The sequence below is a fragment of the Streptomyces calvus genome, from assembly GCF_006782915.1.
In the GTDB taxonomy this organism is placed as follows: Bacteria; Actinomycetota; Actinomycetes; order Streptomycetales; family Streptomycetaceae; genus Streptomyces; species Streptomyces calvus.
The window spans coordinates 129,405-155,585 of record NZ_VCNP01000047.1 but is presented as its reverse complement, the minus strand read 5'-3'; the positions used below and the strand labels follow the sequence as shown (position 1 = coordinate 155,585).

The 26,181-nt window shown below is 73.6% G+C and carries 22 protein-coding genes; 4 read left to right on the top strand and 18 right to left on the bottom strand.

Features of this window, described 5'->3' with window-relative positions:
• Positions 1–552: 552 nt before the first annotated feature.
• From FGW31_RS23395 to FGW31_RS23360, 8 genes are all read right to left on the bottom strand, one after another.
• Entirely contained in the window at positions 553–912 is a 360-nt protein-coding gene (locus FGW31_RS23395; protein ID WP_142195443.1) for an MmcQ/YjbR family DNA-binding protein, read from the bottom strand.
• Positions 909–2,219: a hemolysin family protein gene (locus FGW31_RS23390; protein WP_142195442.1), complete on the bottom strand. Its 1,311-nt coding sequence runs from the start codon at positions 2,217–2,219 to the stop codon at positions 909–911. The genes FGW31_RS23395 and FGW31_RS23390 overlap by 4 nt, the downstream gene beginning before the upstream one ends.
• The gene (ybeY, locus tag FGW31_RS23385) at positions 2,216–2,713 is read right to left on the bottom strand and encodes an rRNA maturation RNase YbeY (RefSeq protein ID WP_142195441.1); all 498 of its coding nucleotides are present in this window, start codon (positions 2,711–2,713) and stop codon (positions 2,216–2,218) included. Before ybeY ends, FGW31_RS23390 begins: the two co-directional genes overlap by 4 nt.
• Positions 2,714–2,725: 12 nt before the next feature.
• Positions 2,726–3,796, bottom strand: coding sequence for a PhoH family protein (locus tag FGW31_RS23380; protein WP_142195440.1), 1,071 nt, complete (start codon positions 3,794–3,796; stop codon positions 2,726–2,728).
• A 319-nt stretch (positions 3,797–4,115) separates the two neighbouring features.
• Positions 4,116–5,237 carry a carbohydrate kinase family protein gene (locus FGW31_RS23375; protein WP_142195439.1) on the bottom strand — a complete coding sequence of 374 codons (1,122 nt, stop codon included), beginning with the start codon at positions 5,235–5,237 and terminating at the stop codon, positions 4,116–4,118.
• 99 nt (positions 5,238–5,336) lie between these two features.
• Entirely contained in the window at positions 5,337–6,746 is a 1,410-nt protein-coding gene (locus FGW31_RS23370; protein WP_142195495.1) for an MFS transporter, read from the bottom strand.
• An 88-nt stretch (positions 6,747–6,834) separates the two neighbouring features.
• Entirely contained in the window at positions 6,835–8,193 is a 1,359-nt protein-coding gene (locus FGW31_RS23365; RefSeq protein ID WP_142195438.1) for a glucarate dehydratase family protein, read from the bottom strand.
• On the bottom strand, positions 8,190–9,152 hold the full coding sequence (locus FGW31_RS23360) for a 5-dehydro-4-deoxyglucarate dehydratase (RefSeq protein ID WP_373303328.1): 963 nt from the start codon (positions 9,150–9,152) through the stop codon (positions 8,190–8,192). The genes FGW31_RS23365 and FGW31_RS23360 overlap by 4 nt, the downstream gene beginning before the upstream one ends.
• A 111-nt stretch (positions 9,153–9,263) precedes the next feature.
• On the opposite strand from FGW31_RS23360, the gene FGW31_RS23355 reads away from it, so the two are divergent.
• On the top strand, positions 9,264–10,046 hold the full coding sequence (locus FGW31_RS23355) for an IclR family transcriptional regulator (protein ID WP_142195436.1): 783 nt from the start codon (positions 9,264–9,266) through the stop codon (positions 10,044–10,046).
• Between the two features lie 204 nt (positions 10,047–10,250).
• Entirely contained in the window at positions 10,251–11,582 is a 1,332-nt protein-coding gene (locus FGW31_RS23350; RefSeq protein WP_142195435.1) for an MFS transporter, read from the top strand.
• 866 nt (positions 11,583–12,448) lie between these two features.
• On the opposite strand, the gene FGW31_RS23345 is transcribed toward FGW31_RS23350, so the two are convergent.
• From FGW31_RS23345 to hrcA, 9 genes are all read right to left on the bottom strand, one after another.
• Entirely contained in the window at positions 12,449–13,441 is a 993-nt protein-coding gene (locus tag FGW31_RS23345) for an adenosine deaminase (RefSeq protein WP_142195434.1), read from the bottom strand.
• A 19-nt stretch (positions 13,442–13,460) separates the two neighbouring features.
• Positions 13,461–14,366 carry a ribonuclease Z gene (locus tag FGW31_RS23340; RefSeq protein ID WP_142195433.1) on the bottom strand — a complete coding sequence of 302 codons (906 nt, stop codon included), beginning with the start codon at positions 14,364–14,366 and terminating at the stop codon, positions 13,461–13,463.
• A 3-nt stretch (positions 14,367–14,369) separates the two neighbouring features.
• Positions 14,370–14,723 (bottom strand): histidine triad nucleotide-binding protein, encoded by a 354-nt coding sequence (locus FGW31_RS23335; RefSeq protein ID WP_142195432.1) that lies wholly within the window; start codon positions 14,721–14,723, stop codon positions 14,370–14,372.
• Between the two features lie 53 nt (positions 14,724–14,776).
• Positions 14,777–18,034: a S41 family peptidase gene (locus FGW31_RS23330; protein ID WP_142195431.1), complete on the bottom strand. Its 3,258-nt coding sequence runs from the start codon at positions 18,032–18,034 to the stop codon at positions 14,777–14,779.
• A gap of 45 nt (positions 18,035–18,079) precedes the next feature.
• Positions 18,080–18,631 (bottom strand): hypothetical protein, encoded by a 552-nt coding sequence (locus tag FGW31_RS23325; RefSeq protein WP_373303327.1) that lies wholly within the window; start codon positions 18,629–18,631, stop codon positions 18,080–18,082.
• Positions 18,632–18,757: 126 nt separating this feature from the next.
• Positions 18,758–19,498 carry a 16S rRNA (uracil(1498)-N(3))-methyltransferase gene (locus tag FGW31_RS23320; protein WP_142195429.1) on the bottom strand — a complete coding sequence of 247 codons (741 nt, stop codon included), beginning with the start codon at positions 19,496–19,498 and terminating at the stop codon, positions 18,758–18,760.
• Positions 19,495–20,568, bottom strand: coding sequence for a nitronate monooxygenase (locus tag FGW31_RS23315; protein ID WP_142195428.1), 1,074 nt, complete (start codon positions 20,566–20,568; stop codon positions 19,495–19,497). The genes FGW31_RS23320 and FGW31_RS23315 overlap by 4 nt, the downstream gene beginning before the upstream one ends.
• Positions 20,569–20,999: 431 nt before the next feature.
• On the bottom strand, positions 21,000–22,139 hold the full coding sequence (dnaJ, locus tag FGW31_RS23310; protein ID WP_142195427.1) for a molecular chaperone DnaJ: 1,140 nt from the start codon (positions 22,137–22,139) through the stop codon (positions 21,000–21,002).
• The gene (hrcA, locus tag FGW31_RS23305; RefSeq protein ID WP_142195426.1) at positions 22,139–23,155 is read right to left on the bottom strand and encodes a heat-inducible transcriptional repressor HrcA; all 1,017 of its coding nucleotides are present in this window, start codon (positions 23,153–23,155) and stop codon (positions 22,139–22,141) included. The genes dnaJ and hrcA overlap by 1 nt, the downstream gene beginning before the upstream one ends.
• Positions 23,156–23,316: 161 nt before the next feature.
• On the opposite strand from hrcA, the gene FGW31_RS23300 reads away from it, so the two are divergent.
• Positions 23,317–24,045: an MBL fold metallo-hydrolase gene (locus tag FGW31_RS23300; protein ID WP_142195425.1), complete on the top strand. Its 729-nt coding sequence runs from the start codon at positions 23,317–23,319 to the stop codon at positions 24,043–24,045.
• Positions 24,046–24,079: 34 nt separating this feature from the next.
• Positions 24,080–24,886: a DUF3097 domain-containing protein gene (locus FGW31_RS23295; RefSeq protein ID WP_142195424.1), complete on the top strand. Its 807-nt coding sequence runs from the start codon at positions 24,080–24,082 to the stop codon at positions 24,884–24,886.
• A 60-nt stretch (positions 24,887–24,946) separates the two neighbouring features.
• On the opposite strand, the gene hemW is transcribed toward FGW31_RS23295, so the two are convergent.
• Positions 24,947–26,179 (bottom strand): radical SAM family heme chaperone HemW, encoded by a 1,233-nt coding sequence (hemW, locus tag FGW31_RS23290; protein ID WP_142195423.1) that lies wholly within the window; start codon positions 26,177–26,179, stop codon positions 24,947–24,949.
• Positions 26,180–26,181: the final 2 nt, after the last annotated feature.

Here is a 26,181-nt window from a genome sequence, read left to right as displayed (position 1 = left end):
GCCTCGGAGGCGGTCGCGGCGGAGGCGGTGCGGCCGGCTGCTCCGGGGCGATCGAGGTGGAGGTGGGTCGGCTCGACCTCGGAGGCCGTCCCAGTCCCGGCGGAGGCAAGTCCGCCCCGCTCCAAGGCCGTCGCGGCGGAGGCAGTGAGGCCGGCCGCTCCGGGGCGGTCGCGGCGGAGGTGGGTGGGCTCAGCTTCAGGGGCGGTCGAGGTGGAGGTGGGTCGGCCCCGCCTCGGAGGCCGTCCCGGCGGAGGCAAGTCCGCCCCGCCTCGGAGGCGATCGCGACGGGTGCAGGTCGACTCAGCCTCGGGGCCGGTCCGCAGCGAAGGTGGGCCGGCTCAGCTTCAGGAGCCGTCCCGGCGGAGGCAGGTCGGCCCCGCCTCGGAGGCCGTCCCGGCGGAGGCAAGTCCGCCCCGCCTCCAACGCCGCCGCGGCGGACGCGGTGAGACCGGCTGCTCCGGGGCGGTCGACGGGGAGGTGGATCGGCTCGGCCTCGGAGGCCGTCCCGGCGGAGGCAAGTCCGCCCGCCTCGGATGCGGTGCGGTCGGCTGCTCAGGGGCGGTCGAGGCGGAGGCGGTCGGCTCGCGGCAGGCCGGCCACGACCAGGTCGTAGGAGTCCTCGACCAGCTCCCGCACCAGACGGTCCGGGAGGCCGCCGTCGACGGTCACCGTGTTCCAGTGCCGCTTGTTCATGTGGTAGCCGGGGACGATCAGGCCCGGGTGCTCCGCGCGCAGCCGGATCGCGTCCTCCGGGTCGCACTTGAGGTTGACGGTGAGGGGCCGCGCGTCCAGGTTCGTCAGCGCGAACATCTTGCCCAGCACCTTGAAGACCGAGGTCTCCGGGTTGAAGGGGAAGTCCTCCACCGTCGCGTTGAAGGACAGGCACAGCGAACGCAGTCGCCCCGGCGTCACTCCGGCCCCGCCTCCTCACCGGCGGACGGGCCGGCCGGGTGCACCGGCTCCACCAGCACCGTCACGATCTTGTTCCGGCGTCCGGCCGCCGCCTCCGCCGTCAGCCGCAGCTCCCGCGCGTCGGGCAGCGCCACCAGCGACGAGGCGCCCGCGATCGGCACCCGGCCGAGGTGCTTGGCGAGCAGCCCGCCGACGGTCTCCACGTCCTCGTCGTCGAACGCCTCCAGGCCGTACAGCTCGCCCAGGTCGCCGATGTCGAGACGGGCGGTGACCCGGTAGCGGTCCTCGCCCAGCTCCTCCACCGGCGGAAGTTCACGGTCGTACTCGTCGGTGATCTCGCCGACGATCTCCTCGAGGATGTCCTCGATGGTGACGATCCCGGCGGTGCCGCCGTACTCGTCGACGGCGACGGCGACGTGGTTGCGTTCCTTCTGCATCTCGCGCAGCAGGTCGCCGGCGTTCTTGGTGTCGGGCACGAAGAACGCCGGCCGCATCGCCGTGGCCACCAGCTCGCTCTCGGCGTCCCGGCTGATGTGCGTCTTGCGGACCAGGTCCTTGAGGTAGACGATCCCGACGATGTCGTCCTCGCTCTCGCCGGTCACCGGGATCCGGGAGAAACCGGAGCGCAGGGCGAGGGTGAGGGCCTGGCGGATGGTCTTGTACCGCTCGATCACCACCAGGTCGGTGCGCGGCACCATGACCTCGCGCACCAGGGTGTCGCCCAGTTCGAAGACCGAGTGCACCATGCGGCGCTCCTCGTCCTCGATCAGCGACTCCGCCTCCGCAAGGTCGACCAGGGCACGCAGCTCCGCCTCGGAGGCGAACGGCCCGTGCCGGAAGCCCTTGCCCGGGGTCAGGGCGTTGCCGATGAGGATCAGCAGCGACGGGATCGGACCCATGACCCGGGCCAGCGGCACCAGGACGTACGCGGCGGCCGTGGCCGTGTTCAGCGGGTGCTGGCGGCCGATGGTGCGCGGTGAGACGCCGACGGCGACGTAGGAGACGAGGACCATGATCGCGATGGCGATCAGCAGCGCCTCCGCCGTGCCGTCGAACTCGCGCAGGCAGCCGTACGTGATGAGCGCGGCGGCGGCCATCTCGCAGGCGACGCGGACCAGCAGCGCCACGTTGAGGTAGCGGGTGGGGTCGGCGGCGATCTGCGCGAGCCGGGCGCTGCCCCGGCGGCCGGAGCGCACGGCCTCCTCGGCGCGGAAGCTGGAGACGCGCGCGATGCCGGCCTCCGCGCAGGCGGCGAGCCAGGCGACGACCACCAGGGCGATCGCGCCGAGGACGAGTTGCGGACTCATGACACGGTCGGGGCCGGAGACGGGCCGGTCAGGCCCCTCTCCGCACGCCAGCCGTCCACGATGGCCGCCTGCAGGCCGAACATCTCGGCCTTCTCGTCCGGTTCCTCGTGGTCGTAGCCGAGCAGGTGCAGCACACCGTGGACGGTGAGCAGCTGGAGCTCCTCGTCCATGGTGTGCCGCGTCTCCGCCTCCTGCCCCTGCCGGGCGGCGACCTCGGGGCAGAGCACGATGTCGCCGAGCAGCCCCTGCGGGGGCTCGTCGTCGTCCTTGGACGGCGGCCGCAGCTCGTCCATCGGGAACGACATGACGTCCGTCGGCCCGGGCAGGTCCATCCACTGGATGTGCAGCTGCTCCATGGCGTCGGCGTCCACGACGATCACCGAGAGCTCGGAGAGCGGGTGGATGCGCATCCGCGCGAGCGCGTAGCGGGCGATGTCGAGGATCGCCTGCTCGTCGACCTCGGTTCCGGACTCGTTGTTGACGTCGATCGACATCTGGTGCTCGGTCTACTTCCCCTTGTGCCCGGACTTGCCCCGGCCGCCCTTGTGGGTGCCGTTCTGGGTGCCGTGCTGGCTGTCGTACTGCTCGTACGCGTCGACGATACGGCCCACCAGCTTGTGCCGGACGACGTCGTGGGACGACAGCCGGGAGAAGTGGACGTCGTCCAGCCCTTCCAGGATGTCCTGCACCTGCCGCAGGCCGGACTTGGTGCCGTCCGGCAGGTCGACCTGCGTCACGTCACCCGTGATCACGATCTTCGAGTCGAAGCCGAGGCGGGGGAGGAACATCTTCATCTGCTCGGGGCTGGTGTTCTGGGCCTCGTCGAGAATGATGAAGGCGTCGTTCAGCGTGCGGCCGCGCATGTAGGCCAGCGGCGCGACCTCGATGGTCCCGGCCGCCATCAGCCGGGGGATCGAGTCCGGGTCGAGCATGTCGTGCAGCGCGTCGTACAGCGGGCGCAGGTACGGGTCGATCTTCTCGTAGAGCGTGCCCGGCAGGAAGCCGAGCCGCTCCCCCGCCTCGACCGCGGGCCGGGTCAGGATGATGCGGTTGACCTGCTTGGACTGCAGGGCCTGCACCGCCTTGGCCATGGCGAGGTAGGTCTTGCCGGTGCCCGCCGGGCCGATGCCGAAGACGATGGTGTGCTTGTCGATGGCGTCGACGTAGCGCTTCTGGTTGAGGGTCTTGGGGCGGATCGTGCGGCCGCGCGAGGACAGGATGTTCTGCGTGAGCACCTGGGCCGGGGTCTCCTGGCCGTCGCTCTCCCCGTTCTCGCTCGCCTTGAGCATGGCGATCGAGCGTTCCACTGCGTCCTCCGTCATCGGCTGCCCGGTGCGGAGCACCAGCATCATCTCGTCGAACACGCGCGAAATGAGGGCGACCTCCGTGGCGTCGCCGACCGCGCTGATCTCATTGCCCCGGACGTGGATGTCGGCCCCCGGGAAGGCCTTCTCGATCACGCGCAGGAGCGAATCTCCCGAACCCAGCACGGTCACCATGGGGTGCTGGGCGGGGACGGTGAACTGCACTCTCGCCTGCCCCTGCGCGGGGCTGTGAGCTGTGGGTGTCTGAGTCATGGGCCGGCGCTTAAGGCCTGCGGTTCCTCCTCGTCACGGCCGCACAGCTGAGGGCGGCCTCGCGACTCCCAGGGTACGACGCGGGGGTGACAAGCCCGTAGGACTTTTCGACCGGTCCCGTTCGTTCGCCGGGCCGACCGGTCCCGTGCACTCGCCGTCGGGCCGACCGTCCCGTGCGCTCATCGCCGGGCCGACCGGTCCCGTGCGCTCGCCGTCGGGCCGGCCGGTCCCGTTGGTTCGCCGGGCCGACCGGTCCCGTGCGCTCGTCGCCGGGCCGGCCGGTCGCTTCGCGCGTCGGGCCGGGCGGTCGCTTCGTTCGTCAGGCCGACCGGCGGAAGCCGATCGTCGGGACCGCGCGCCGCAGCGGCCACGGCCGCACCAGCCCTTCCGGCACCATGTCGGCCAGGAACGCGTACCGCCGCAGCGCCGCGGGGTCCTGCCCCTCGACCGACTGCACCCTGCGCCACCAGCCCGCGATCTCCGTCCAGCCCGGCGCCGACAGCGAACCGCCGAACTCCTGCACGGACAGCGCGGCGGTGAGGCCGGCGAAGGCGAGGCGGTCGGCCAGCGGCCAGCCGGCCAGCGTGCCGGTGACGAAGCCCGCGACGAACACGTCCCCCGCGCCGGTCGGGTCCAGCGCCTCGACCTCGATGGCCGGCACCGAGGCGGTCTCTCCCGTGCGCCGGTCCACCGCGTACGCGCCCTGCGCGCCGAGGGTGACCACGGCGAGCGGGACGTGCTCGGTGAGGGCCTGGGCGGCGGCGCGGGGGCAGTCGGTGCCGGTGTAGCGCATGGCCTCCTCCGCGTTGGGCAGGAAGGCCTCGCAGTGCCGCAGGTCGGGCAGTGCGGCCAGGTCCCACGCGCCGGTGTCGTCCCAGCCGACGTCGCCGAAGATCCGGGCGCCCTTGCGCGCGGCCTGCGCGATCCAGGGAGCGCTGCGGCCGGGTGTGAGGGAGGCGACGGCGGCCCGGGCGCGGGGCGGGCAGTCGGGCGCGGGTTCGTCGGGGGGCGGTTCGTGGCCGTGGGAGACCATGGTGCGCTCGCCCTCGTACGCCATCGACACCGTGACCGGCGAGTGCCAGCCGGGCACGGTGCGCGACGGGGACAGGTCGATGCCCTCGCCCTGCTCCAGCGCGTCCCAGCAGTACTCGCCGTAGTGGTCGTCGCCGAAGGCGGCCGCGAGGCAGGTGCGCAGGCCGAGGCGGGCCAGGGCGGTGGCCATGTTGGCGACGCCGCCGGGGCTCGACCCCATCCCGCGGGCCCAGGACTCGGTCCCGCGCACCGGGGCGGAGTCGAGCCCGGTGAAGACGATGTCGAGGAAGACGGTGCCGGTGAGGTAGACGTCCCAGAGCGGATCGTCCGGGACGCGCAGGGCGGCGAGGGGATCGACCTGGGGCGGGCGGTGCGATCCGTCGGTGAATGCCTTCGCGGTGGACGCCATCACGGTGCGCTTCCTGACGTGGTGCTGATCAGGCCAGTGTGCACCAATCCACCGGCCTCGTGACCGCCGTCACGCCATTCCCCCGCCGCCCGGTCGGGGTCAGGCCGTAGCGGGTCCCGGGTGCGTGGTCCGTGCCGCGCCGGGCGTCGCCCCGGACGCCGGCGCCGGCGGGACCGCCGGAGCTTTGGCCGGGCGGGCGCGGACCCGGTCGTTGCGTCCGCCGCCGCGCACCAGCAGCACGCTCAGCGCGGCGAGGAAGCCGACGACGGTGAGGCCGACCAGGCCGGCCTTGGTGGAGCCGGTGGTGTCCTCGATGATCCCGAAGGCGGTGGGCGCGACGAAGCCGCCGAGGTTGCCGATGGAGTTGATCAGCGCGATGCCGGGTGCGGCGGCGCGGGCGTCGAGGTAGCTCTGCGGGATGGTCCAGAAGACCGGCGAGGCCGGTTTGAATCCCATCGCGGCCAGGCAGAGCGCGCCGAGTCCGGCCCAGGGCGAGACGAACACGGCCAGCAGGGTGCCGCAGCCGCCCAGGACGAGCAGGGTGATCAGCACCGGGCGGCGTTTGCCGATGCGGTCGGAGACGCGCCCGCTGACGTACACGGCGGCGATCGCGCACAGCCACGGCACCGACGTCAGCAGCCCGACCTCGAAGGAGCTGAGCCCGCCGATGTCGTCCACGATCGACGGCAGCCAGAAGGTGACCGCGTACAGGGCGACGTTGATCGCGAAGTAGATCCACAGGAACAGCAGCATCTGCGGGTCGGCGAGCAGCCTCCAGCGGGAGACGTGGGCGGAGGTGCCGCGCTGCGCGTCGCGTGCCTCCTGCTCGGCGTCGATGACGGCGACGAGGCCGGTCTTCTCCTCGTCGGTGAGCCATTCGGCCTTCTCGATGCCGGAGTCGAGGAAGCGGTAGACGACGAAGCCGAGGACGACGGAGAAGATGCCCTCGATGAAGAACATCCACTGCCAGCCGGCGTGGCCCCAGATGCCGTGCATCTCCATCAGGGCGCCGGAGACGGGGCCGACGATGACGGTGGCGGTGCCGGAGCCCATGAGGAAGATCGAGGTGGCGCGGCCCCGGTGGGAGTCGGGCAGCCAGCGGCTGAAGTAGTAGATGACGGCGGGGAAGAAGCCGGCTTCGGCGACGCCGAGCAGGAAGCGCAGGGCGTAGAACATCTCGACGCTGTCGACGAAGGCCATCGCGGTGGCGACGACACCCCAGCTGATCATGATGCGGGTGAGCCAGACCTTGGGTCCGAACCGCTCCATGAGGATGTTGGAGGGGACCTCGAAGAGGGCGTAGGCGATGAAGAAGATGCCGGCGCCGAGGCCGAACGCGGCCGCCGACAGGCCGACGTCGGCGCGGAGTTCGTCCTGGGCGAAGCCGAGGTTGACGCGGTCCATGTAGTTCGCGACGAACATCACGAAGAACAGCGGGACGACGCGGCGGAAGATCTTGCGGATCGCCGACTCGACGGCGGGCGGGTGGGGCGCGTGTGGGGAGGGCACTGCGGACACGAGCGGCTCCGATCGTGGCAGGTGGGGAGGAAGGGGACGGCGGGGGCGGGCCGCGCTGGCTCCCGCCCCCGCCGGGCGGTCACCAGCGCGGGACGGTGGGGGTGACCCAGTCGGGGTCGGCGATCCGCATGGCCGCCGCGTCGTCGCGGTCGCGCAGCGAGCCGTCGTCGTCGAGCCACCGCTGGTGGAGCCGGGCGAGCCGGTCGCGGTCGAGTTCGACGCCGAGGCCGGGCCGGTCGGAGACGCGGACGGTGCCGCCTTCGAAGGTGAGGCGTTCGGTGAGGACGTCCTCCGACTGCCAGGGGTAGTGGGAGTCGCAGGCGTGGTGGAGGTTGGGCACGGTGGCCGCCACGTGGGTCATGGCGGCGAGGCTGATGCCGAGGTGGGTGTTGGAGTGCATGGAGACGCCCACGCCGAAGGTGCGGCAGATGGCGGCGAGTTGCTGGGTGTTGCGCAGTCCGCCCCAGTAGTGGTGGTCGGAGAGGACGACCTGGACGGCGCCCGTGGTGAACGCCTCCTTGATCTCGGCGAACGTCGTCACGCACATGTTGGTGGCGAGCGGCACGCCCACCCGTCGCCCACCACCGCCCTTGTCCGAGGCGCTTCGCGCCGCCTCTTGCATGCGGGCGGCGACCTCGGCCATGGCGGGGGTGCCGAGCGCGGGGTCCTCCAGGTATTCGAGGACGTCCCCGAGTTCCGCGGCGACCTTCAGCGAGGTCTCCACGGACCAGGCGCCGTTGGGGTCCAGGCGCAGGGGGTGGCCGGGGAAGGCGGCGGCGAGGGCGCGGATCGCGGCGATCTCCTCGTCCGGCGGGAAGACGCCGCCCTTGAGCTTGAAGGAGGTGAAGCCGTACCGCTGTGTGAAGATCCGGGCCTGCTCGACGATGCCGGCCGGGTCGACGGCGGCGCCCCAGTCGTCCTGTTCCGCGGCGACGCCCTCCGGGTGGCGGGCCCACTTGTAGAACAGGTAGGCGCTGTACTCGACGGCGTCGCGGACCTTGCCGCCGAGCAGCGCGTGCACGGGCAGGCCGAGGGCCTTGCCGAGGGCGTCGAGGCAGGCGACCTCGAAGCCGGAGAGCACCGACAGGCGGAGCTTGTCGGCGGTCTGCACTCCGCGCAGTCCGCCGACGTCGACCTGGCCGGAGACCTGGGAGTCGTCGACGGCGACCTGGTCGGCCTCGGCGAACAGCGCGTTCAGGTCGCCGACGCGGCGGCCGACGAGCCGGTCGGCGAGCGGCTTGGCCAGGTCCAGGTACTTGGTGTCGCCGTAGGTCTCGCCCAGGCCGACGGTGCCGTCGGCGGTCACCACCTCGATGATCAGGCGGGGGGTGTACGGCTGGTGCACGCCCTGGGTGTTGAGCAGGGGCGGGTCGGCGACGAGGATCGGCGTGAGCCGGACCTCCGTCACGGTCAGGTCGCGCGGCGTCGGCGAGGTCACGAGGCGGCTCCTACGAGGTCGAGTCCGGTGGTGAGCAGGTCCTTCAGTGCGGTGAGGTCCTGGTCCGAGGGGTCGGTGAGCGGGGCGCGTACGGGGCCCACGGGGCGTCCGCGCAGCCGGGCCGCCGCCTTCACCAGCGACACCGCGTATCCGGGCACGCGGTCGCGCAGTTCGACGAGGGGCACGTAGAAGCCGCGCAGCAGGGCGTCGAGGGTGTCCCGGTCGTCGGCGCGCAGGGCGGCGAAGAAGGCGTTGGCGATCTCGGGGGCGAAGGCGTGCACCGCCGAGGAGTAGGCGGGGACGCCGACGGTGGCGTAGGCGCGGGCCTGGATCTCGGCGGTGGCGGCGCCGTTGAAGAAGAGGAAGCCGTCGGGGGCGGCGAGGGTGAGGCGTTGCAGGCGGTCGAGGTCGCTGTGGCCGTCCTTGAGGCCGATGACGTTCGGCAGGGCGGCGACGCGGGCGAGCGTCCCGGCGGTGTAGGCGACCTGGCCGCGCTGGTAGGTGATCAGCGGCAGCCGGGTGCGGGCGGCGATGTGCTCGAGCTGGGCGACGAGGCCGTCCTGCGGGGCGGTGACCAGGTAGTGCGGCAGGACGAGCAGGGCGTCGGCGCCGGCGTCCTCGGCGATGCGCGCGAACCGGGCGGCCTGCGCCCAGCCGTAGCCGACGCCGGCGACGACCGGTACCCGGCCCGCGCTCTCCTCGACGGCGGCGGTGACGACCCGGCGGTACTCGTCCTCGTCCAGTGAGAAGAACTCGCCGGTGCCGCAGGCCGGGAAGACGGCGCCGGGAGCGGTGGCGATCTGGTCCGCGAGGTAGGCGCGGAAGCCCTTCTCGTCGAGCGAGCCGTCGTCGTGGAACGACGTGAGCGGGAAGGAGAGCACTCCGTTCGCCATGCCGTCCTTCAGGCGTTGGGCCACGGCCGCCGCAGCGGTCGTGCCGGTGTCGGGACTCACCCTCAACTCATCTCCCCATGTAGATGTCATCCACGTATGGAGATGAAGGTTAGATACGCGAACAGGAGGCGTCAACGGTCCGGCGCACCTCTTCTTCCGCCGGTCTACGATCGGCGCATGTCGGAGTCAGGGGGCGTGCGCGAAGTGAAGTCCGCCGCGCGGACGGTGGAACTGCTGGAACTGCTCGCCGCGCGCGGCGACCGCCCGGCCCGCCTGCAGGAGCTGGCGGACGCGCTCCAGGTGCCGCGCAGCTCGATGTACGCGCTGCTCCAGACCCTGATCTCGCGCGGCTGGGTCCGCACCGACGTCACCGGCTCGCTGTACGGCATCGGCATCCACGCCCTGCTCACCGGCACCAGCTACCTCGACTCGGACCCGCGCGTGCGGGCCGTGCGCCCGTACCTCGACGAGGCGTCCGACGCGCTGGGCGAGACGATCCACATGGGCCGGCTCGACGGGTACGACGTGGCCTACCTGGCGACGCGCGAGTCGCACGAGTACCTGCGGACCATCAGCCGCGTCGGCCGGCGGCTGCCGGCGCACATGGGCGCGCTGGGCAAGGCGCTGCTGGCGGAGCGAGCGGACGAGGACCTGCCCGAGGGCCCGTACGAGGCGGCCACGCCCAACACGCACACCAGCCGGGAGTCGTTGGCGGCCGATCTGGCCCGGGTGCGCCGGCGGGGCTACTCCGTGGACCGGGAGGAGGGCGTGCCCGGCATCGTCGGTTTCGGCTTCGCCCTGCGGTACGACGCGCCCGCGCAGGACGCGATCAGCTGTTCGGTGCCGGTGGCGCGGCTCACACCGGAGCGCGAGGAGCGGATCGTCGCCGTGATGCGGGAGATCCGGACCAAGGTGGAGTCGACGGTTCCCGCAGGTGGAGGGGCCATTCACTGGAGGTAGCGACCGCTTCTACCCCCACCTCCAAGATCCCAAACGCGAGAGTGGCATAGATCACATCTGGCGCCCTCCCGTTGCCCTCCTCCGGCTTGATACAAATTGCCCGCGCGCTCCTGTCGATCGACGGATGCCGCTCCTCCCTTCTTGGCTTGGCCTCACCTTTTTCCGCATTCCGCACCGTCCCCTTCGCATGCCCTGGGAACGCCCGTGTTCGCCCCCCGCACCACCACTCCCTGGCCCCTCGTCGCCCTTTTCACGGCCGGGTACCTCGCCCCGTATCTCCTGCCGACCACCGTCGGCCGGCTGGAACGCGGGCTCGATCTGACGGCCACTCAGGCCGGAGCCGTCGGCAGTGCGCTGCTGCTCAGCTCCGCCACGGCCGGATTCCTGCTGGCCTCGCGCGTGGAACGGGCCGGGGCGCGCACCCTGGCCCGGCTGGGACTCGCCCTGGCCGTCCTCGGCTACGGCGCGGCCGCGCTCACCACCGCCGTACCGGCCGTCGTCGCCGGTGTGCTGGTCGGCGGCTTCGGTTCGGGTACGGCCACCACGGTCGCCGCCACCCGGATCGCCGCCCAGCCCGACCCGCACCGGGCCTCCACGCTCGGGCTGCTCAGCGTCTCCGCGCTGGCCGGCGTGGTCTACCTGACGGTTCCTCACCTGCCGGGCCACGGACTCACGCTGGCCGCCATCGCGCTCACCGCCGTGGCGGTGTGGCCGCTGACCTCCCGGCTGCCGGCCGGCACGCCCGGCCCGCGCCGCACCGGAACCGACGGCCCGGCCCGGCTGCCGCACCTGCGCTCGGGACTGGTCCTGGCCGGCGCCATGCTGCTGTGGTCGCTCGCCCAGAACGCGCTGTGGGGCGTGAGCGGCCGCATCGGCATCGGCCAGGCCCATCTGTCGGAGGCGACCGTGGGCGTCGTCTTCGCCGTCGCCCTGGGCACCGGACTGCTGGGTGTGGTGTGCGCGGGCGCGCTGGGGCCGCGGCTGGGTCGGGCCCTGCCCATCGGCGGCGGCACGGTCCTCATCGCCGGCTGCATCGCGCTCACCGCGTCCGCGACCGACCTGGTCGGCTTCGCCACCGGTGAGATCGCCTGGAACACGGTCTACCCGGTCGTCCTGTCGTACCTGATCGGGCTCGCCGCCTCGCTGGATCCGCGCGGACGTTGGGCCGTGCTCGTCGGCTCGGCCGCCTCGCTGGGCACGGCCGCGGGCCCGCTCACCGGCAGCGTGCTGTCCGCGCAGGCCGGGTTCCCGGTGATGGGCGCGGTGCTCGGCGCCGGACTGCTGCTGGTCGCGCTGCCGATGACCGCCGTCGCCCTGCACACCGGCGGCCGCCCGCTGCTGCCCGGCGCGGTACGGCGCCGCGGCGGCCACCCGGCGGCCGTGGTCGCCGCGGCCCCGGGCACGCCGACGGGCGGCGTGCCCGAGATCGGCGCCCCGGAACAGCCGGTGGTCGAAATCCCCCTGGACGGCACCCCCGCCCCGGCCCGCGGCGACTACGACACGGCCGCGGCCACCCGCGGTCCCGGCACCCCCTGACGCAGTGCCGCCCGAGGCGGGCGCCCACTGGGCCCGTGCGCCATCGGCACCCGCCGGGCCCGGGACACCGGGCGCCCGCCTCAGTCCCGGAGACCCCGGGCTCAGGACCGCCCCGCCGCACGACCGGTGCGGGCAGCAACCGCCGCCCCGGCAAAACCGCTTCGGCGGTCACCACCGCCGCACGACCGGTCCCGGCCGCAACCGCCGCCCCCACACGACCGGTCCCGGTCGCAACCACCGCCCCGGCAAAACCGCTTCGGCGGTCACCACCGCCGCACGACCGGTCCCGGCCGCAACCGCCGCCCCCACACGACCGGTCCCGGTCGCAACCCCCGCCCCGGCAAACCCGCTTCGGCGGTCCCCCCCGCCGCACGACCGGTCCCGGCCGCAACCGCCGCCCCCACACGACCGGTCCCGGTCGCAACCCCCGCCCCGGCAAACCCGCTTCGGCGGTCCCCCCCGCCGCACGACCGGTCCCGGCCGCAACCGCCGCCCCCACACGACCGGTCCCGGTCGCAACCCCCGCCCCGGCAAAACCGCTTCGGCGGTCACCACCGCCGCACGACCGGTCCCGGCGGCAACCGCCGCCCCGGCACGACCGATCTCGGCGGTCACCGCCGTCCCAGCAAAACCGCTTCGGCGGTCACCGCCGCCGCGCGACCGGTCCCGGCGGTCACCACCGCCGCACGACCCGTCCCGGCGGCAACCGACGCCCCCACACGACCGGGCCCGGCGGTCACCACCGCCGCACGACCCGTCCCGGCGGCAACCGACGCCGCCGCACGACCGGTGCGGGCGGCAACCGCCGCCCCGGCGCGACCGGTGCCGGATGACCGTCGACGCCGCGTCGGCACCGGTGTCGGCGGTCAGCCGAAGTCGTACGCCTCGACCTCGGCGAGGTACCGGGCGCGCCGCTCCTCGTCGTCCTCCAGGAAGGAGGCGAGGAAGGAGTTGCGGGCCAGCTCGCGCAGCCGCTCCGGGCCGAGGCCCAGCGTCTCGCGCACCGCGTCGAAGTTGTCCCCGGCGTAGCCGCCGAAGTAGGCCGGGTCGTCGGAGTTGACCGTGCACAGCAGCCCGGCGTCGAGCATCGCGGGCAGCGGATGGTCGGCGAGGGCGTCGACGGCGCGCAGGCGGACGTTGGACAGCGGGCACAGCGTCAGCGGGACGCGGTCGCGGACCAGCCGTTCGACCAGCGCCGGGTCCTCCACGCAGCGCAGCCCGTGGTCGACGCGCTCCACGCCGAGGACGTCCAGGGCCTCGGTGATGTACTCCGGCGGCCCTTCCTCACCGGCGTGCGCCACGCGGCGCAGCCCCAGCGCGGCGGCCGCCTCGTACACCTCGCGGAACTTCGCCGGCGGATGTCCGACCTCCGCCGAGTCGAGGCCGACACCGGTGATCCGGTCCAGGTACGGCTTCGCGGCGTCCAGGGTCGCCAGGGCCGACTCGGCGGACTCGTCCCGCAGGAAGCACATGATCAGCCGGGTGGAGACGCCGTGCGTCTCCTCGCTGCGGCCCAGTGCCCGCCACAGCCCCTCGACCACCGTGTCCATGCCGACGCCGCGCGCCAGATGGGCCTGCGGGTCGAAGAAGATCTCCGCGTGGCGTACGCCCTGCGCGGCGGCCCGCGCGAGGTACGCGTCGGCGAGGTCCTCGAAGTCCCGCTCGGTGCGCAGCACCGCCATGAGCTCGTAGTACAGGTTCAGGAAGGACTGCAGGTCCTGGAAGCGGTACGCCTCACGGAGCGCCTCGGTGTCGGCGTACGGCAGGTCGACGCCGTTGCGGCCGGCGAGGGCGAAGGCCAGCTCGGGCTCCAGGGTGCCTTCGATATGAAGGTGCAGTTCGGCTTTGGGTACGGGCATCGAATTATCGTACGACCGTTCACCGACGCTTCGGGAGCCCCACCCGTTGCAGGTCGCGCGCCACAGTCAGCTCGCCGTCGAACCCGGCCGCCCGCGCCTGCCGCACGAACCCTTCGGGGTCGTCGTAGCGCTGGCTGAAGTGCGTCAGCACCAGGTGCCGTACGCCCGCGTCGCGCGCCACCCGCGCGGCCTGCCCGGCCGTCAGATGACCGTACTCCACGGCCAGTTGCTCGTCCTCGTCGAGGAACGTCGACTCGATGACGAGCATGTCGCAGCCCTCGGCGAGCGCGTACACCCCGTCGCACAGCCGGGTGTCCATGACGAACGCGAACCGCTGCCCGCGCCGCACCTCGCTGACCTCCTCCAGCGTGACCTGGCCGAGGACGCCCTCGCGCTGGAGCCGGCCGACGTCCGGGCCGGTGATGCCGTGCGCGGCGAGCCGGTCGGGCAGCATGCGCCGGCCGTCGGGTTCGACCAGCCGGTAGCCGTACGCCTCGACGGGGTGGGACAGCCTGCGCGCCTCCAGCGTGTAGCCGGGGGTGCGGGCGAGAGGGCCGTCCGCGTCGACCGGGGCCTCGGTCAGCGGGGCCGTCTCGCGGTAGGCGGTGGCGTACCGCAGCCGGTCGAAGAAGCGCTGCCCGGAGCGCGGGAAGTGCGCGGTGATCCGGTGCGGCACCTTGTCGAGGTTGATGCGCTGGATCACCCCGGCGAGCCCCAGCGAGTGGTCGCCGTGGAAGTGGGTGACGCAGATGCGGTTCAGGTCGTGGGCGGCGACCCCGGCGCGCAGCATCTGGCGCTGTGTGCCCTCGCCGGGGTCGAACAGGATGCCCTCGCCGTCCCAGCGCAGCAGGTAGCCGTTGTGGTTGCGGTGCCGGGTGGGGACCTGGCTGGCGGTGCCGAGCACCACCAGTTCACGTACGGACAAGGCTTATCCGGGAGGCCACTCGAGGCCGCGTCCGCCCAGGACGTGGGCGTGCGCGTGCCAGACGGTCTGTCCGGCGCCGCTGCCGGTGTTGAAGACGATCCGGTAGCTCTCCAGCTTCTCCTCGTCGGCGACGGCCTGCGTCTCGCGCAGCACGTCCGCGGCGACCTCCGGCGCGGCGGCGGCGAGGGCCGCCGCGTCCTGGTGGTGTGCCTTGGGGATCACCAGGACGTGGGTGGGCGCCTGCGGGTTTATGTCACGGAACGCGATGGTCGTGTCCGTCTCTCGGACGATGGTCGCCGGAATGGTCCCCGCGACGATCTTGCAGAACAGACAGTCGTCCTGCGGCTCCCCTGCCATGCGTGTGCCTCCTCACGCCGGTGATCCCTTACGGCGGCATCGTAGCCGGGCGGTCAGTCCAGCGCGGGCGGCGTCTTCGCGGGGTTCGTCTCCAGTGCCTCCAGCGCGATCCGGATCGCCTCGTCCAACTGGACGTCCCGGCCCGCCGCGTGGTCCTGCGGGCGCTGCACGACCTCCACGTCGGGGTCGACGCCGTGGTTCTCCACGCCCCAGCCGTAACCCTCCAGCCAGAACGCGTACTTGGGCTGGGTGACCAGCGTCCCGTCGACCAGCCGGTACCGGCTGTCGATGCCGATCACCCCGCCCCAGGTGCGGGTGCCGACGACCGGCCCGATGCCGAGCGCCCGGATCGCCGCGTTCACGATGTCGCCGTCGGAGCCGGAGAACTCGTTGGCGACGGCGACCACCGGGCCCCGGGGCGCGTCCCGCGGGTAGCTCTCCGCGCGCATGCCGCGCGGCAGGTCCCAGCCGACGATCCGCCGGGCCAGCTTCTCCACGACGAGCTGCGAGGTGTGCCCGCCCCGGTTCTCCCGGACGTCCACGACCAGCCCCTCGCGCAGCACCTCCACCCGCAGGTCCCGGTGGATCTGCGCCCAGCCCGGCGCCTGCATGTCGGGCACGTGGAGGTAGCCGAGCCGCCCGCCGGACTTCTCCAGGACGTACGCCCGCCGGTCGGCGACCCAGGCGTGGTAGCGCAGCGGCTCCTCGTCGGCGAGCGGCACGACCACCGCGTGCCGCGGATCCCCGCCGCCGGCCGGTGAGACGGTCAGCTCCACCGGCTTGCCGGCGGTGCCGACGAGCAGCGGCGCGGGTCCGGTCACCGGGTCGACCGGCTGTCCGGCGACCGCGACGATCGCGTCGCCGGGGCGGGCGGCGACGCCGGGCGCGGCCAGCGGGGAACGGGCGTCGGGGTCGGAGGTCTCGGCGGGCAGGATGCGGTCGACGCGCCAGGTGCCGTCCTCGTGCCGGGAGATGTCCGCGCCGAGCAGTCCCTGCCGGGCGCCGTCGCCGTAGCCGCCGCGCGGGGTGACGTAGGCGTGCGAGGTGCCCAGTTCGCCGTGCACCTCCCACAGCAGGTCGACGAGGTCGTCGTGGGTGGCGAGGCGGTCGAGGACGGGGCGGTAGCGGTCGAGGACGCCCTCCCAGTCGACGCCGCTCATGTCGGGACGCCAGAAGTTGTCCCGCATGATGCGGCCGTTCTCGTCGAACATCTGCCGCCACTCGGCGGCCGGGTCGACGAACTGGCGGACCCGGCCGAGGTCGACGGTGATGTTGGTGTCGCTGTCGTCGTCGCCGGAGGCGCGCCGGTCGCTGGGTACGACCTTCAGCCGGCCGTCCGTCCACAGCAGTACCCGCTTGCCGTCGCCGCTGACCTCGAAGTGGTCGGCGTCCACGGCCAGGTGCTCGATGCGCTGCTGGGCGAGGTCGTAGCGCTCCAGGTCCGTCTTCGGGTCGGGGTCGTCGGGGGTGGCGCGGTTGGCGCCGAGCACGCCGCGCACCGGGTGCCGCAGCCACAGCACCCCGTCCTTGGCGGCCCGCAGGTTGGTGTAGCGGGCGGCCTCCACCGGGAACGGCACGATCCGGTCGGCGAGGCCGTCGAGGTCGATGCGGGTGGTGGGGGTGCCTTCGCTGTCGGGGGTCTCGTCGCGGTCCGGGGTCTCGAAGGGGCGGCCGTGCCGCTGCGGTCCGAACGGGGACGGGGTGGTCGCCGCGAGGGTGATCAGGTACGGGCGGACGCCCTCGACGAAGGCCAGGTCGAAGACGTGCTCGTCGTAGACCGGGTCGAAGGAGCGGGTCGACAGGAACGCCAGGTGCTTGCCGTCGAGGGTGAAGGCGGGCGCGTAGTCCTGGAAGCGCAGCGGGGTCGCCTCGGTGACCGACAGGTCGGTGGTGTTGGCGAGTTTCAGCTGGCTGAGCGGGCGCGGGCCGGGGTGGGACCAGGCGAGCCAGGCGGAGTCGGGCGAGAAGACCAGTCCGGAGACGTCTCCGTCCTCGCTGCGGTCGACCTCCCGCACCTCGCCGGTCTCCCGCTCGACGAGCAGGACCCGGCCGTCGTGCGAGGCGATCGCGGCGCGGCTGCCGTCGGGTGCCATGGTGAGTTCGAGGACCCGGCCCAGCCGGCCGGCGGCGATGCGGCGCGGGGTGGCGCCCGGGGCGAGGCCGGTGGCCGGCGCGAACTCCAGGGCGTCGTCGCCCTCGGCGTCGGTCACCCACACCACCCACTCCTCGCCGTCCGCGCGGAAGGTGCGGGGCCGCCGGGCGCGTACGCCCGGGGTGGCGGCGAGCGCGCGGGCGGGGCCGGCGCGGTGGGTGACCCAGTGGACGGTGCCGCGCACGCAGACGGCGCTGCCGCGGGCGGTGTGGTCGGGGGAGGCGGAGCCGAACCAGCGGGCGGCGTTCACCGGGAACGGCTGGAGGTCGACGCGCTGCCCGCCGAGCCGGATGTCCAGCCGGCGCGGCTCGGCGCCGTCGAGGTCGTCCAGCAGCCACAGTTCACCGGCGCTGGAGTAGACGACGCGGGTGCCGTCGGTGGCCGCGTGCCGGGCATAGAAGCCTCCCCCGCTCTCGGCTGCGCTCGAGCGGGAGGTGCCCCCATGCGGCGTGTGGCGGCGCAGGTCGGAGCCGTCGGCGAGGGAGGAGTACAGGGCGCCGGTGCCCTCGTGGTCGGACAGGAACGCGATCCGGTCCCCCACCCACAGCGGGTACTCGATGTTGCCGTCCAGGTCCTCGTGGAGCCGTACGAACGCGCCGGCGTCCTCCGCGTCGTGGGCGCCGCGGTCGATCCACAGCTTGCCCGCGGTGCCGCCCCGGTAGCGCTTCCACCAGGCGGCCTCGCGGCCCATCGGCGCGGACAGCAGCACGGTGTGCGGCCCGTGGGCGACATCACCGACGGGGCCGAAGGGCAGTGTGGTGGCGGGGCCGCCGTCGAGCGGGACGGCGCGCGCCCAGGTGCGGCGCAGGCTGGCCTGGCCGTGCGCGCTGAGCGCGAGGACCCGCCCGTCGGGGGTCCAGCCGCGCACCTGGGTCTTGAGGTTGCCCCAGTGGGTCAGCCGCCGGGTGGGGCCGCCGTCGACGGGCGCGATGTACACCTCGGGGGCGCCGTCGCGGGTGGAGGTCCAGGCGACGGTGGTGCCGTCGGGCGAGATGCGGGGGTGGTTCACCGGCACGTTGTCGGCGCTCACCCGCCAGGCCCGGCCGCCGTCGAGCGGGGCGAGCCACACGTCGTCCTCGGCGGTGAAGGCGACCAACTCGCCGTGCGGGTGCGGGAACCGGAGATATGCGGCGGATGCGACCGATGCAGGCTGTGTCACCCGATCACCCTATGCAGCGCGGTGGTTCCTGGACAGGGGTTTCGATCACTTGCCCTCGACGGGACGACAGGACGGGTACTGCTCGCACCACACGGTCGTTGTGACGGTCACGGTGACCGTGGGGTTCGGCTGCCCGCGCCGGGTCTCCTCGCCGACCGGCGGAGGGCTGCTGGAGTCGCAGTCGCCCAGGCCGTCGACCCGGAACACCTGCTTGCCGTCCACCTTCGCGGTGATGTTGCCGCGCACGCAGGCGCCGTTGACGGCGTGGGTGACCTTCCCGGTGACGGTGATCTCCTCGCCGTCCTGTGTCTCCCCGTCGCAGTCCACGGAGGCGACGGTGTCCTCGCCGGCGGCGGGCGACGCGCCGTCCTTGTCCCCGAAGGACGCCGTGCAGGTCAGCCAACGCACCTCCGCCTTCTTCCGGTTGAGCTCGTCGGTGACCGTCTCGTCGGTCGTGATCGCGACGGCCGCCGACCCCAGTCCGCCGCCGCCCTCGCAGGCCGCGACGCCGCCCACGGCGGCGACGGCGAACCCGACGGCGAGTGCCTGCCGCCGCCACCGACCCGAACCACGCGCAATCCTCGTCATCGCCCCCATGCACGGCAGACTGCCACCGTCACGGGCGGACGCGGTAGAGCGCATACGGTCACTTACCGCTGCGCCCGGGCGCCTTCGCGTCCCCGGGGCCCCGGTCAGCACGTCCGGCGGAAGCGGAACCCCGGGTCAGGACCAGCGCCCCGTGCGCCCCAGCAGCAGCGCCGCGGCCGCCGTCCCCGCGGTGGAGGTGCGCAGCACGCTGCGGCCGAGCCGGTAGGCGCGGGCACCCGCCTCCTCGAAGAGCGCCAACTCCTCCGGCGAGATGCCGCCCTCGGGCCCGACGACCAGCACGATGTTCCCGGCGGCGGGCAGCGCGGCGGTCGCCAGGGCCTCGGTGCCGCTCTCGTGGAGCACGGCGGCGAAGTCGGCTTCGGCGAGAAGTGAGGCAACCCGCTTGGTGGTTGCCGCGTCCCCGACCTCGGGGAAGCGCACCCGGCGGGACTGCTTGCCGGCCTCGCGGGCCGTCGCCCGCCACTTGGCGAGGGACTTCGCCCCGCGCTCGCCCTTCCACTGCGTGATGCAGCGGGACGCCTGCCACGGCACGATCGCGTCGACGCCGACCTCGGTCATCGTCTCCACGGCCAGCTCGCCCCGCTCGCCCTTGGGCAGTGCCTGGACGACGGTGAGCCGCGGGAACTCCTCGGGCTGCTCGGCGACTTCACCGAGCCGCACGATCAGCCGGTCCTTGCCCTCGGTGCCGTCCACCTCGCCCTCGGCCCAGCGGCCGGCGCCGTCGGTGAGGACGACCGCCTCGCCGGCCCGCAGCCGCTTCACGGAGACGGCGTGCCGTCCCTCGGGGCCGTCCAGCACGTAACGGCCGGTGCCGTCGGTGTCGAAGTGGTCGACGACGAAGACCGGCGCGGTCATCGGGTGCCTCCCGCCGACAACGCTGTCCGGGCGCAGGCCAGTTCGGCGGCCAGCACCTCCACCAGCTGCCCGGCGGGCAGCTCGCGGGCCATGCGGTGGCCCTGTCCGGCCCACAGCGCCAGGCCCTGCGCGTCACCGGCCGCGGCGGCGGCCTTGCGCAGCGGCGCGGTGAGGTGGTGGACGTCCGGGTAGGCGGGCGGCGCGTACGGGCCGTGCTCGCGCAGGAAGCGGTTGACCAGGCCGCGGGCGGGGCGGCCGGAGAAGGCGCGGGTCAGCTCGGTGCGGACGAACAGGGGGTTGGTCAGGGCCTGCTTGTGCAGGGGGTGCGCGCCGGACTCGGGGGTGGCGAGGAAGGCCGTGCCGAGCTGCGCGGCGGCGGCACCGGCCGCGAGGACGGCGGCGATCTGGGCGCCCCGCATGATGCCGCCCGCGGCGACGACCGGGATGCCGACGGACTCGCGGACCTGGGCGACCAGGGAGAGCAGTCCGATGCCGGAGCCGTCCGCCTCCGGGACGTCCCGGTGGGTGCCCTGGTGGCCGCCGGCCTCGACACCCTGGGCGATCACCGCGTCCGCGCCGGCCCGTTCCACCGCCCGGGCCTCCTCCGCGGTGGTGGCGGTGACCAGCGTGTACGTGCCGGCGCGGCGCAGCGCTTCCAGCACCTCGCGGGCCGGCACGCCGAAGTGGAACGACACCACCGGGACCGGGTTGTCCAGCAGGACGGCGAGCTTGGCGTCGTAGCCGTCGTCGCGTCCGCCGTCGGGGTCGCCGAGTTCGGTCTCGTACCAGGAGGCCTCGCCGGCCAGCTGGTGGGCGTAGACGCCGACGGCGGCCGGGTCGGCCGTCTCCGGCTGCGGCAGGAAGAGGTTGACGCCGAAGGGCCGGCCGGTCAGTCCCCGCAGCTGCTTGATCTCCTGGTACATCCCGTCCGCGGTCTTGTACCCGGCGGCGAGGAAACCGAGCCCGCCGGCCTCGGACACGGCGGCGGCGAGCTGCGGCACCGACACCCCGCCCGCCATGGGGGCCTGCACGATCGGGTGCGGGAACAGATCGGTCAGTACGGAGGACATGACGGCATGTTGTCACGTCCCCCGACCAACTCCGAATCGGCCCTTCCCCTTGGCATAAGCCACTTTTCGCAGGCGGCCGGACGCCGCTCCCGGCCCCCGGCAGCGCCCGGCCACGCAGCACCACCCGGCGCCCCGCGGCCTCCCGGAGCCCAGCGGCTCAGCGCCCGTTGAACGCGTCCTTCAACCGGGAGAACAGGCCATGCTGCCCGGGCTGACCCCATCCCCCGGGGGACGACCCCCGGACCCCCGGCAGCACCGACCACCCGGCGACCCACAGCCCCGCGGCCCAGCGGCTCAGCGCCCGTTGAACGCGTCCTTCAGCCGGGAGAACAGGCCCTGCTGCCCCGGCTGACCCCATCCCCCGGGGGACGACCCCCGGACCCCCGGCAGCACCGACCACCCGGCGACCCACAGCCCCGCGGCCCAGCGGCTCAGCGCCCGTTGAAGGCGTCCTTCAACCGGGAGAACAGGCCCTGCTGCCCGGGCTGGAACTGGCCCTGCGGGCGTTCCTCACCGCGCAGCTTCGCCAGTTCCCGCAGCAGGCGCTCCTGCTCGGGGTCGAGCTTGGTCGGGGTCTGCACCTCGACGTGGACGATCAGGTCGCCCCGGCCGCCGCCGCGCAGGTGCGTGACACCCCGGCCGTGCAGCGGGATCGACTGGCCGGACTGGGTGCCGGGCCGGATGTCGACCTCCTCCATGCCGTCCAGCGTCTCCAGCGGCACCTTGGTGCCGAGGGACGCCGCGGTCATCGGGATGGTGACCGTGCAGTGCAGGTCGTCGCCGCGCCGCTGGAAGGTGCTGTGCGGCAGCTCGTGGATCTCGACGTACAGGTCGCCGGCGGGGCCGCCGCCGGGGCCGACCTCGCCCTCGCCGGCGAGCTGGATCCGGGTGCCGTTGTCGACACCGGCCGGGATCTTGACGGTGAGCGTGCGCCGGGAGCGGATCCGGCCGTCGCCCGCGCACTCCGGGCACGGCGTGGGCACCACGGTGCCGAAGCCCTGGCACTGCGGGCAGGGCCGGGACGTCATGACCTGGCCGAGGAAGGACCGGGTGACCTGCGAGACCTCACCGCGGCCGCGGCACATGTCACAGGTCTGCGCGCTGGTACCGGGCGCGGCGCCCTCGCCGCTGCACGTGGTGCAGACGATCGCCGTGTCGACCTGGATGTCCTTGGTCGTGCCGAACGCGGCCTCGTCGAGTTCGACCTCGATGCGGATCATCGCGTCCTGGCCGCGGCGGGTGCGCGAGCGCGGCCCGCGCTGCGACGCCGTGCCGAAGAACGCGTCCATGATGTCGGAGAAGTTGCCGAAGCCACCGGCCCCGAAGCCGCCCGCGCCGCCGGCGCCGCCGGCCTGCGAGAGCGGGTCGCCGCCGAGGTCGTAGACCTGCTTCTTCTGCGGGTCCGACAGCACCTCGTAGGCGGCGTTGATCTCCTTGAACCGCTCCTGGGTCTTCGGATCCGGGTTGACGTCCGGATGCAGCTCGCGGGCGAGCCGCCGGAAGGCCTTCTTGATCTCCTCCTGCGACGCGTCGCGGCGCACGCCGAGTACGGCGTAGTAGTCCGTGGCCACTACGACTCCGCCAGGATCTGTCCGACGTACCGTGCCACTGCGCGTACCGCTCCCATCGTTCCCGGGTAGTCCATGCGGGTCGGTCCGACCACGCCGAGCTTGGCAACCGCCTCGCCGCCCGAACCGTAGCCCACCGACACGACGGACGTGGAGTTGAGTCCTTCATGGGCGTTCTCATGACCGATACGCACGGTCACGCCCGGATCCTTCGCCTCGCCGAGCAGCTTGAGGAGCACGACCTGCTCCTCCAGCGCCTCCAGGACGGGCCGGATCGTGAGGGGGAAGTCGTGTCCGAAGCGGGTGAGATTGGCGGTGCCGCCGATCATCAGCCGCTCCTCGTTCTCCTCGACGAGCGTCTCCAGCAGGGTGGAGAGCACCGTCGAGACCGTGCCGCGGTCCTCGGCCTCGAAGGCCTCCGGCAGGTCCTCCACCAGGCTCGGCACGTCGGTGAACCGGCGGCCCGCGACCCGGCTGTTCAGCCGCGCCCGCAGATCCGCCAGGGACGACTCGCCGAACGGCGCCGGGCAGTCGACCATGCGCTGCTCGACCCGGCCGGTGTCCGTGATCAGCACCAGCATCAGCCGCGCGGGCGCGAGCGACAGCAGCTCCACGTGCCGCACGGTCGAGCGGGTCAGCGACGGGTACTGCACGACGGCGACCTGCCGGGTCAGCTGCGCGAGCAGCCGCACCGTTCTGGCCACCACGTCGTCGAGGTCGACGGCGCCCTCGAGGAAGTTCTGGATGGCCCGCCGCTCGGGCGGGCTCATCGGCTTGACGCCGGCGAGCTTGTCGACGAACAGCCGGTAGCCCTTGTCGGTGGGGATGCGCCCGGCGCTGGTGTGCGGCTGGGCGATGAACCCCTCGTCCTCCAGGGCGGCCATGTCGTTGCGCACGGTGGCCGGGGAGACGCCGAGGTTGTGCCGCTCGGTGAGCGCCTTGGAACCGACCGGCTCCTCGGTGCCCACGTAGTCCTGGACGATGGCGCGCAGCACCTGGAGCCTGCGTTCACTGAGCATCGCGCACACCTCCAGTTGCTTGCACCCGTCACGTTCACTGGCACTCTTCGTACGCGAGTGCCAGACTTCCCCGGCCCAGTGTACGGCCGGGGGGTACGGCCCGGGCAAGGCCGGTCCCGTGCCGTCGCGCCGGGCGGGGTCGTCCCGGATAGCGTCCCGGTATGACCGTGACTTGGGAAGAGTCGGGATGGGAGCGGGTGGCCCCGGGAGTGGGGCGGTGCCGGCTGCCGGGCTGGGACTGCACGGCGGGGCTGGTGGTCGGCGCGGACGCCGTGCTGCTCGTGGACGCGGGCTCCGGTCTGGGTGAGGGCGCGCGGTTGCGGACCGAGGCGCAGGCGCTGACCGGCCGCCGTGTGACGCATCTCGCGCTCACCCATCCGCACTTCGACCACGTCCTCGGGGCGGCGGCCTTCGCGGGCGCGGAGGTGTTCGGCGCGGTGGGCATCGACACGGCGCTGTCCGGCCGCGGGCGCGAGGAGCTGCGCGCGGACGCGCTGCGGCACGGGCTGGACCGGCGGGTGGCGGAGGAGGCGGTGGACGCGCTGGTCCGGCCGCGGCACGCGGTGTGCGGCGAGTGGACGCTCGACCTGGGCGGCGGCCGGCAGGTGCTGCTGGCGAACGTGGGCCCCGGGCACACGGCGTACGACCTGGCGGTGCTCGTCCCCGGCGACCCGGAGGTGGTCTTCTGCGGCGACCTGGTCGAGGAGTCGGGCGAGCCGCAGGCGGGCCCGGACGCCGTGCCGTCGCACTGGCCGGCCGCGCTGGACCGGCTGCTGGAGCTGGGCGGCGAGGACGCGCGGTACGTACCCGGTCACGGAGCGGTGGTGGACGCGGCGTTCGTCCGGGCCCAACGCGACGCGCTGGCGGCCCGGTTCGGCGTGTCGCAGTGATCACGGCGGGCGGGCTGCTCGTATCGTCGTTAGAATGCGCCAGTACTCCGCCGACCTGACCCCTCCGTGGAAGAAGCCGCAGCCGGTACCGGAGGTCGCGGCCGAGCCCGGCCTGGTCGTCGAGGAACCCGGCACCGGCTTCTGCGGTGCGGTGATCCGCTGCGAGGCCGGCACGGTGACCCTGGAGGACCGCTTCGGCAAGCACCGTGTGTTCCCGCTGGAGCCGCGCGGGTTCCTGCTGGAGGGCCGTGTGGTCACGCTGGTGCGGCCGTCCGCCGGCCCGGTACGGCCCACCCGCACGGCGTCCGGTTCGGTGGCCGTCCCCGGCGCCCGCGCCCGGGTCGCCCGCGCGGGGCGCATCTACGTCGAGGGCCGGCACGACGCGGAGCTGGTCGAGAAGGTGTGGGGCGACGACCTGCGCGTCGAGGGCGTGGTCGTCGAGTACCTGGAGGGCGTCGACGACCTGCCGTCGGTCGTGGCCGAGTTCGGCCCCGGGCCGGACGCCCGTCTCGGGGTGCTCGTGGACCATCTGGTGCCCGGGTCGAAGGAGTGGCGCATCGCCGAGTCGGTGACGAGCGAGCACGCGCTGGTGGTGGGCCACCCGTACATCGACATCTGGGAGGCGGTGAAGCCGTCGTCGGTGGGGATCGAGGCGTGGCCGCGGGTGCCGCGGGGCCAGGACTGGAAGACGGGGGTGTGCCGGGCGCTGGGCTGGCGCGTGGCGAACACGGGCGAGGCGTGGCAGCGCATCCTCGGCTCGGTGCGCTCGTACAAGGACCTGGAGCCGGCCCTGCTGGGCCGCGTGGAAGAGCTCATCGACTTCGTCACGGCACCGTCCTGAGGCGTCGCGCTCCCGCGCGGTGCCGTCCCGGGCGCGGTGGGCGGCGGCGGCCGGGAGCGGTCAGTCGACCAGGTCCCGCACCACCGCGTCCGCCAGCAGCCGTCCGCGCAGGGTGAGCGCCGCGCGGCCCTCCTCGTACGGCCCGGGCCGCAGCAGCCCGTCCGCCAGGGCGCGCCGGGCGGCCGCGTGCCCCTGCGTGTGCAGGAGCGCGAGCGGGACGCCCTCCTTCAGCCGCAGCTCCAGCAGGATCCGCTCCACCCGCCGGTCCTCGTCCGACAGCAGCTCGCGCCCCGCCCCCGGCGACCGTCCTTCCGCCAGGGCCGCCGCGTAGGCGCCCGGGTGCCTGACGTTCCACCAGCGCACGCCGCCCACGTGCGAGTGGGCGCCGGGTCCCGCGCCCCACCAGTCGGCGCCGCGCCAGTACAGCTCGTTGTGCAGACAGCGGCCGGCCTCGGAGGTCGCCCAGTTCGACACCTCGTACCAGTCGAACCCGGCCGCCGACAGGGTGTTCTCGGCCATCAGATAGCGGTCCGCGTGGACGTCGTCGTCCGTCATGGGGACCTCGCCGCGCCGGATGCGGCGGGCCAGCTGCGTGCCCTCCTCGACGATCAGCGCGTAGGCGCTGACGTGGTCCGGCCCGGCGCCGATCGCCGCGTCCAGGGACGCGGCCCAGTCGTCGTCGGACTCGCCCGGCGTGCCGTAGATCAGGTCCAGGTTGACGTGGTCGAAGCCGGCCGCGCGGGCCTCGGCGACGCACGCCTCCGGCCGCCCGGGGGTGTGCGTGCGGTCGAGCACCTTCAGCACGTGCTGCCGTGCGCTCTGCATGCCGAAGGAGATCCGGTTGAAGCCGCCCGCGCGCAGGGCCGCCAGGTAGGCGGGGTCGACCGACTCCGGGTTCGCCTCCGTGGTGACCTCGGCGTCCGGCGCCAGCCCGAACTCCTCACGGACCGCCGCCAGCATCCGTACCAGGTCGTCGGCGGCCAGCAGGGTGGGCGTGCCACCGCCGACGAAGACCGTGCGGACCGGCCGCGGGTCGTCGCCGAGGACCTTGCGGGCCAGGCGGATCTCGTCGATCAGGGTCTCGGCGTAGTTGTCGCGCGAGGCCAGCACTCCGCCGGTGCCGCGCAGCTCGGTGGCGGTGTAGGTGTTGAAGTCGCAGTAGCCGCAGCGGGTCGCGCAGTACGGGACGTGCAGGTAGAACCCGAGGGGGCGGTCGGCGGCCCCGGCGAGCGCTGACGCGGGGAGCGCGCCGTCGGCGGGGACGGGCTCGCCGTCAGGGAGTGCGGAAGGCATGT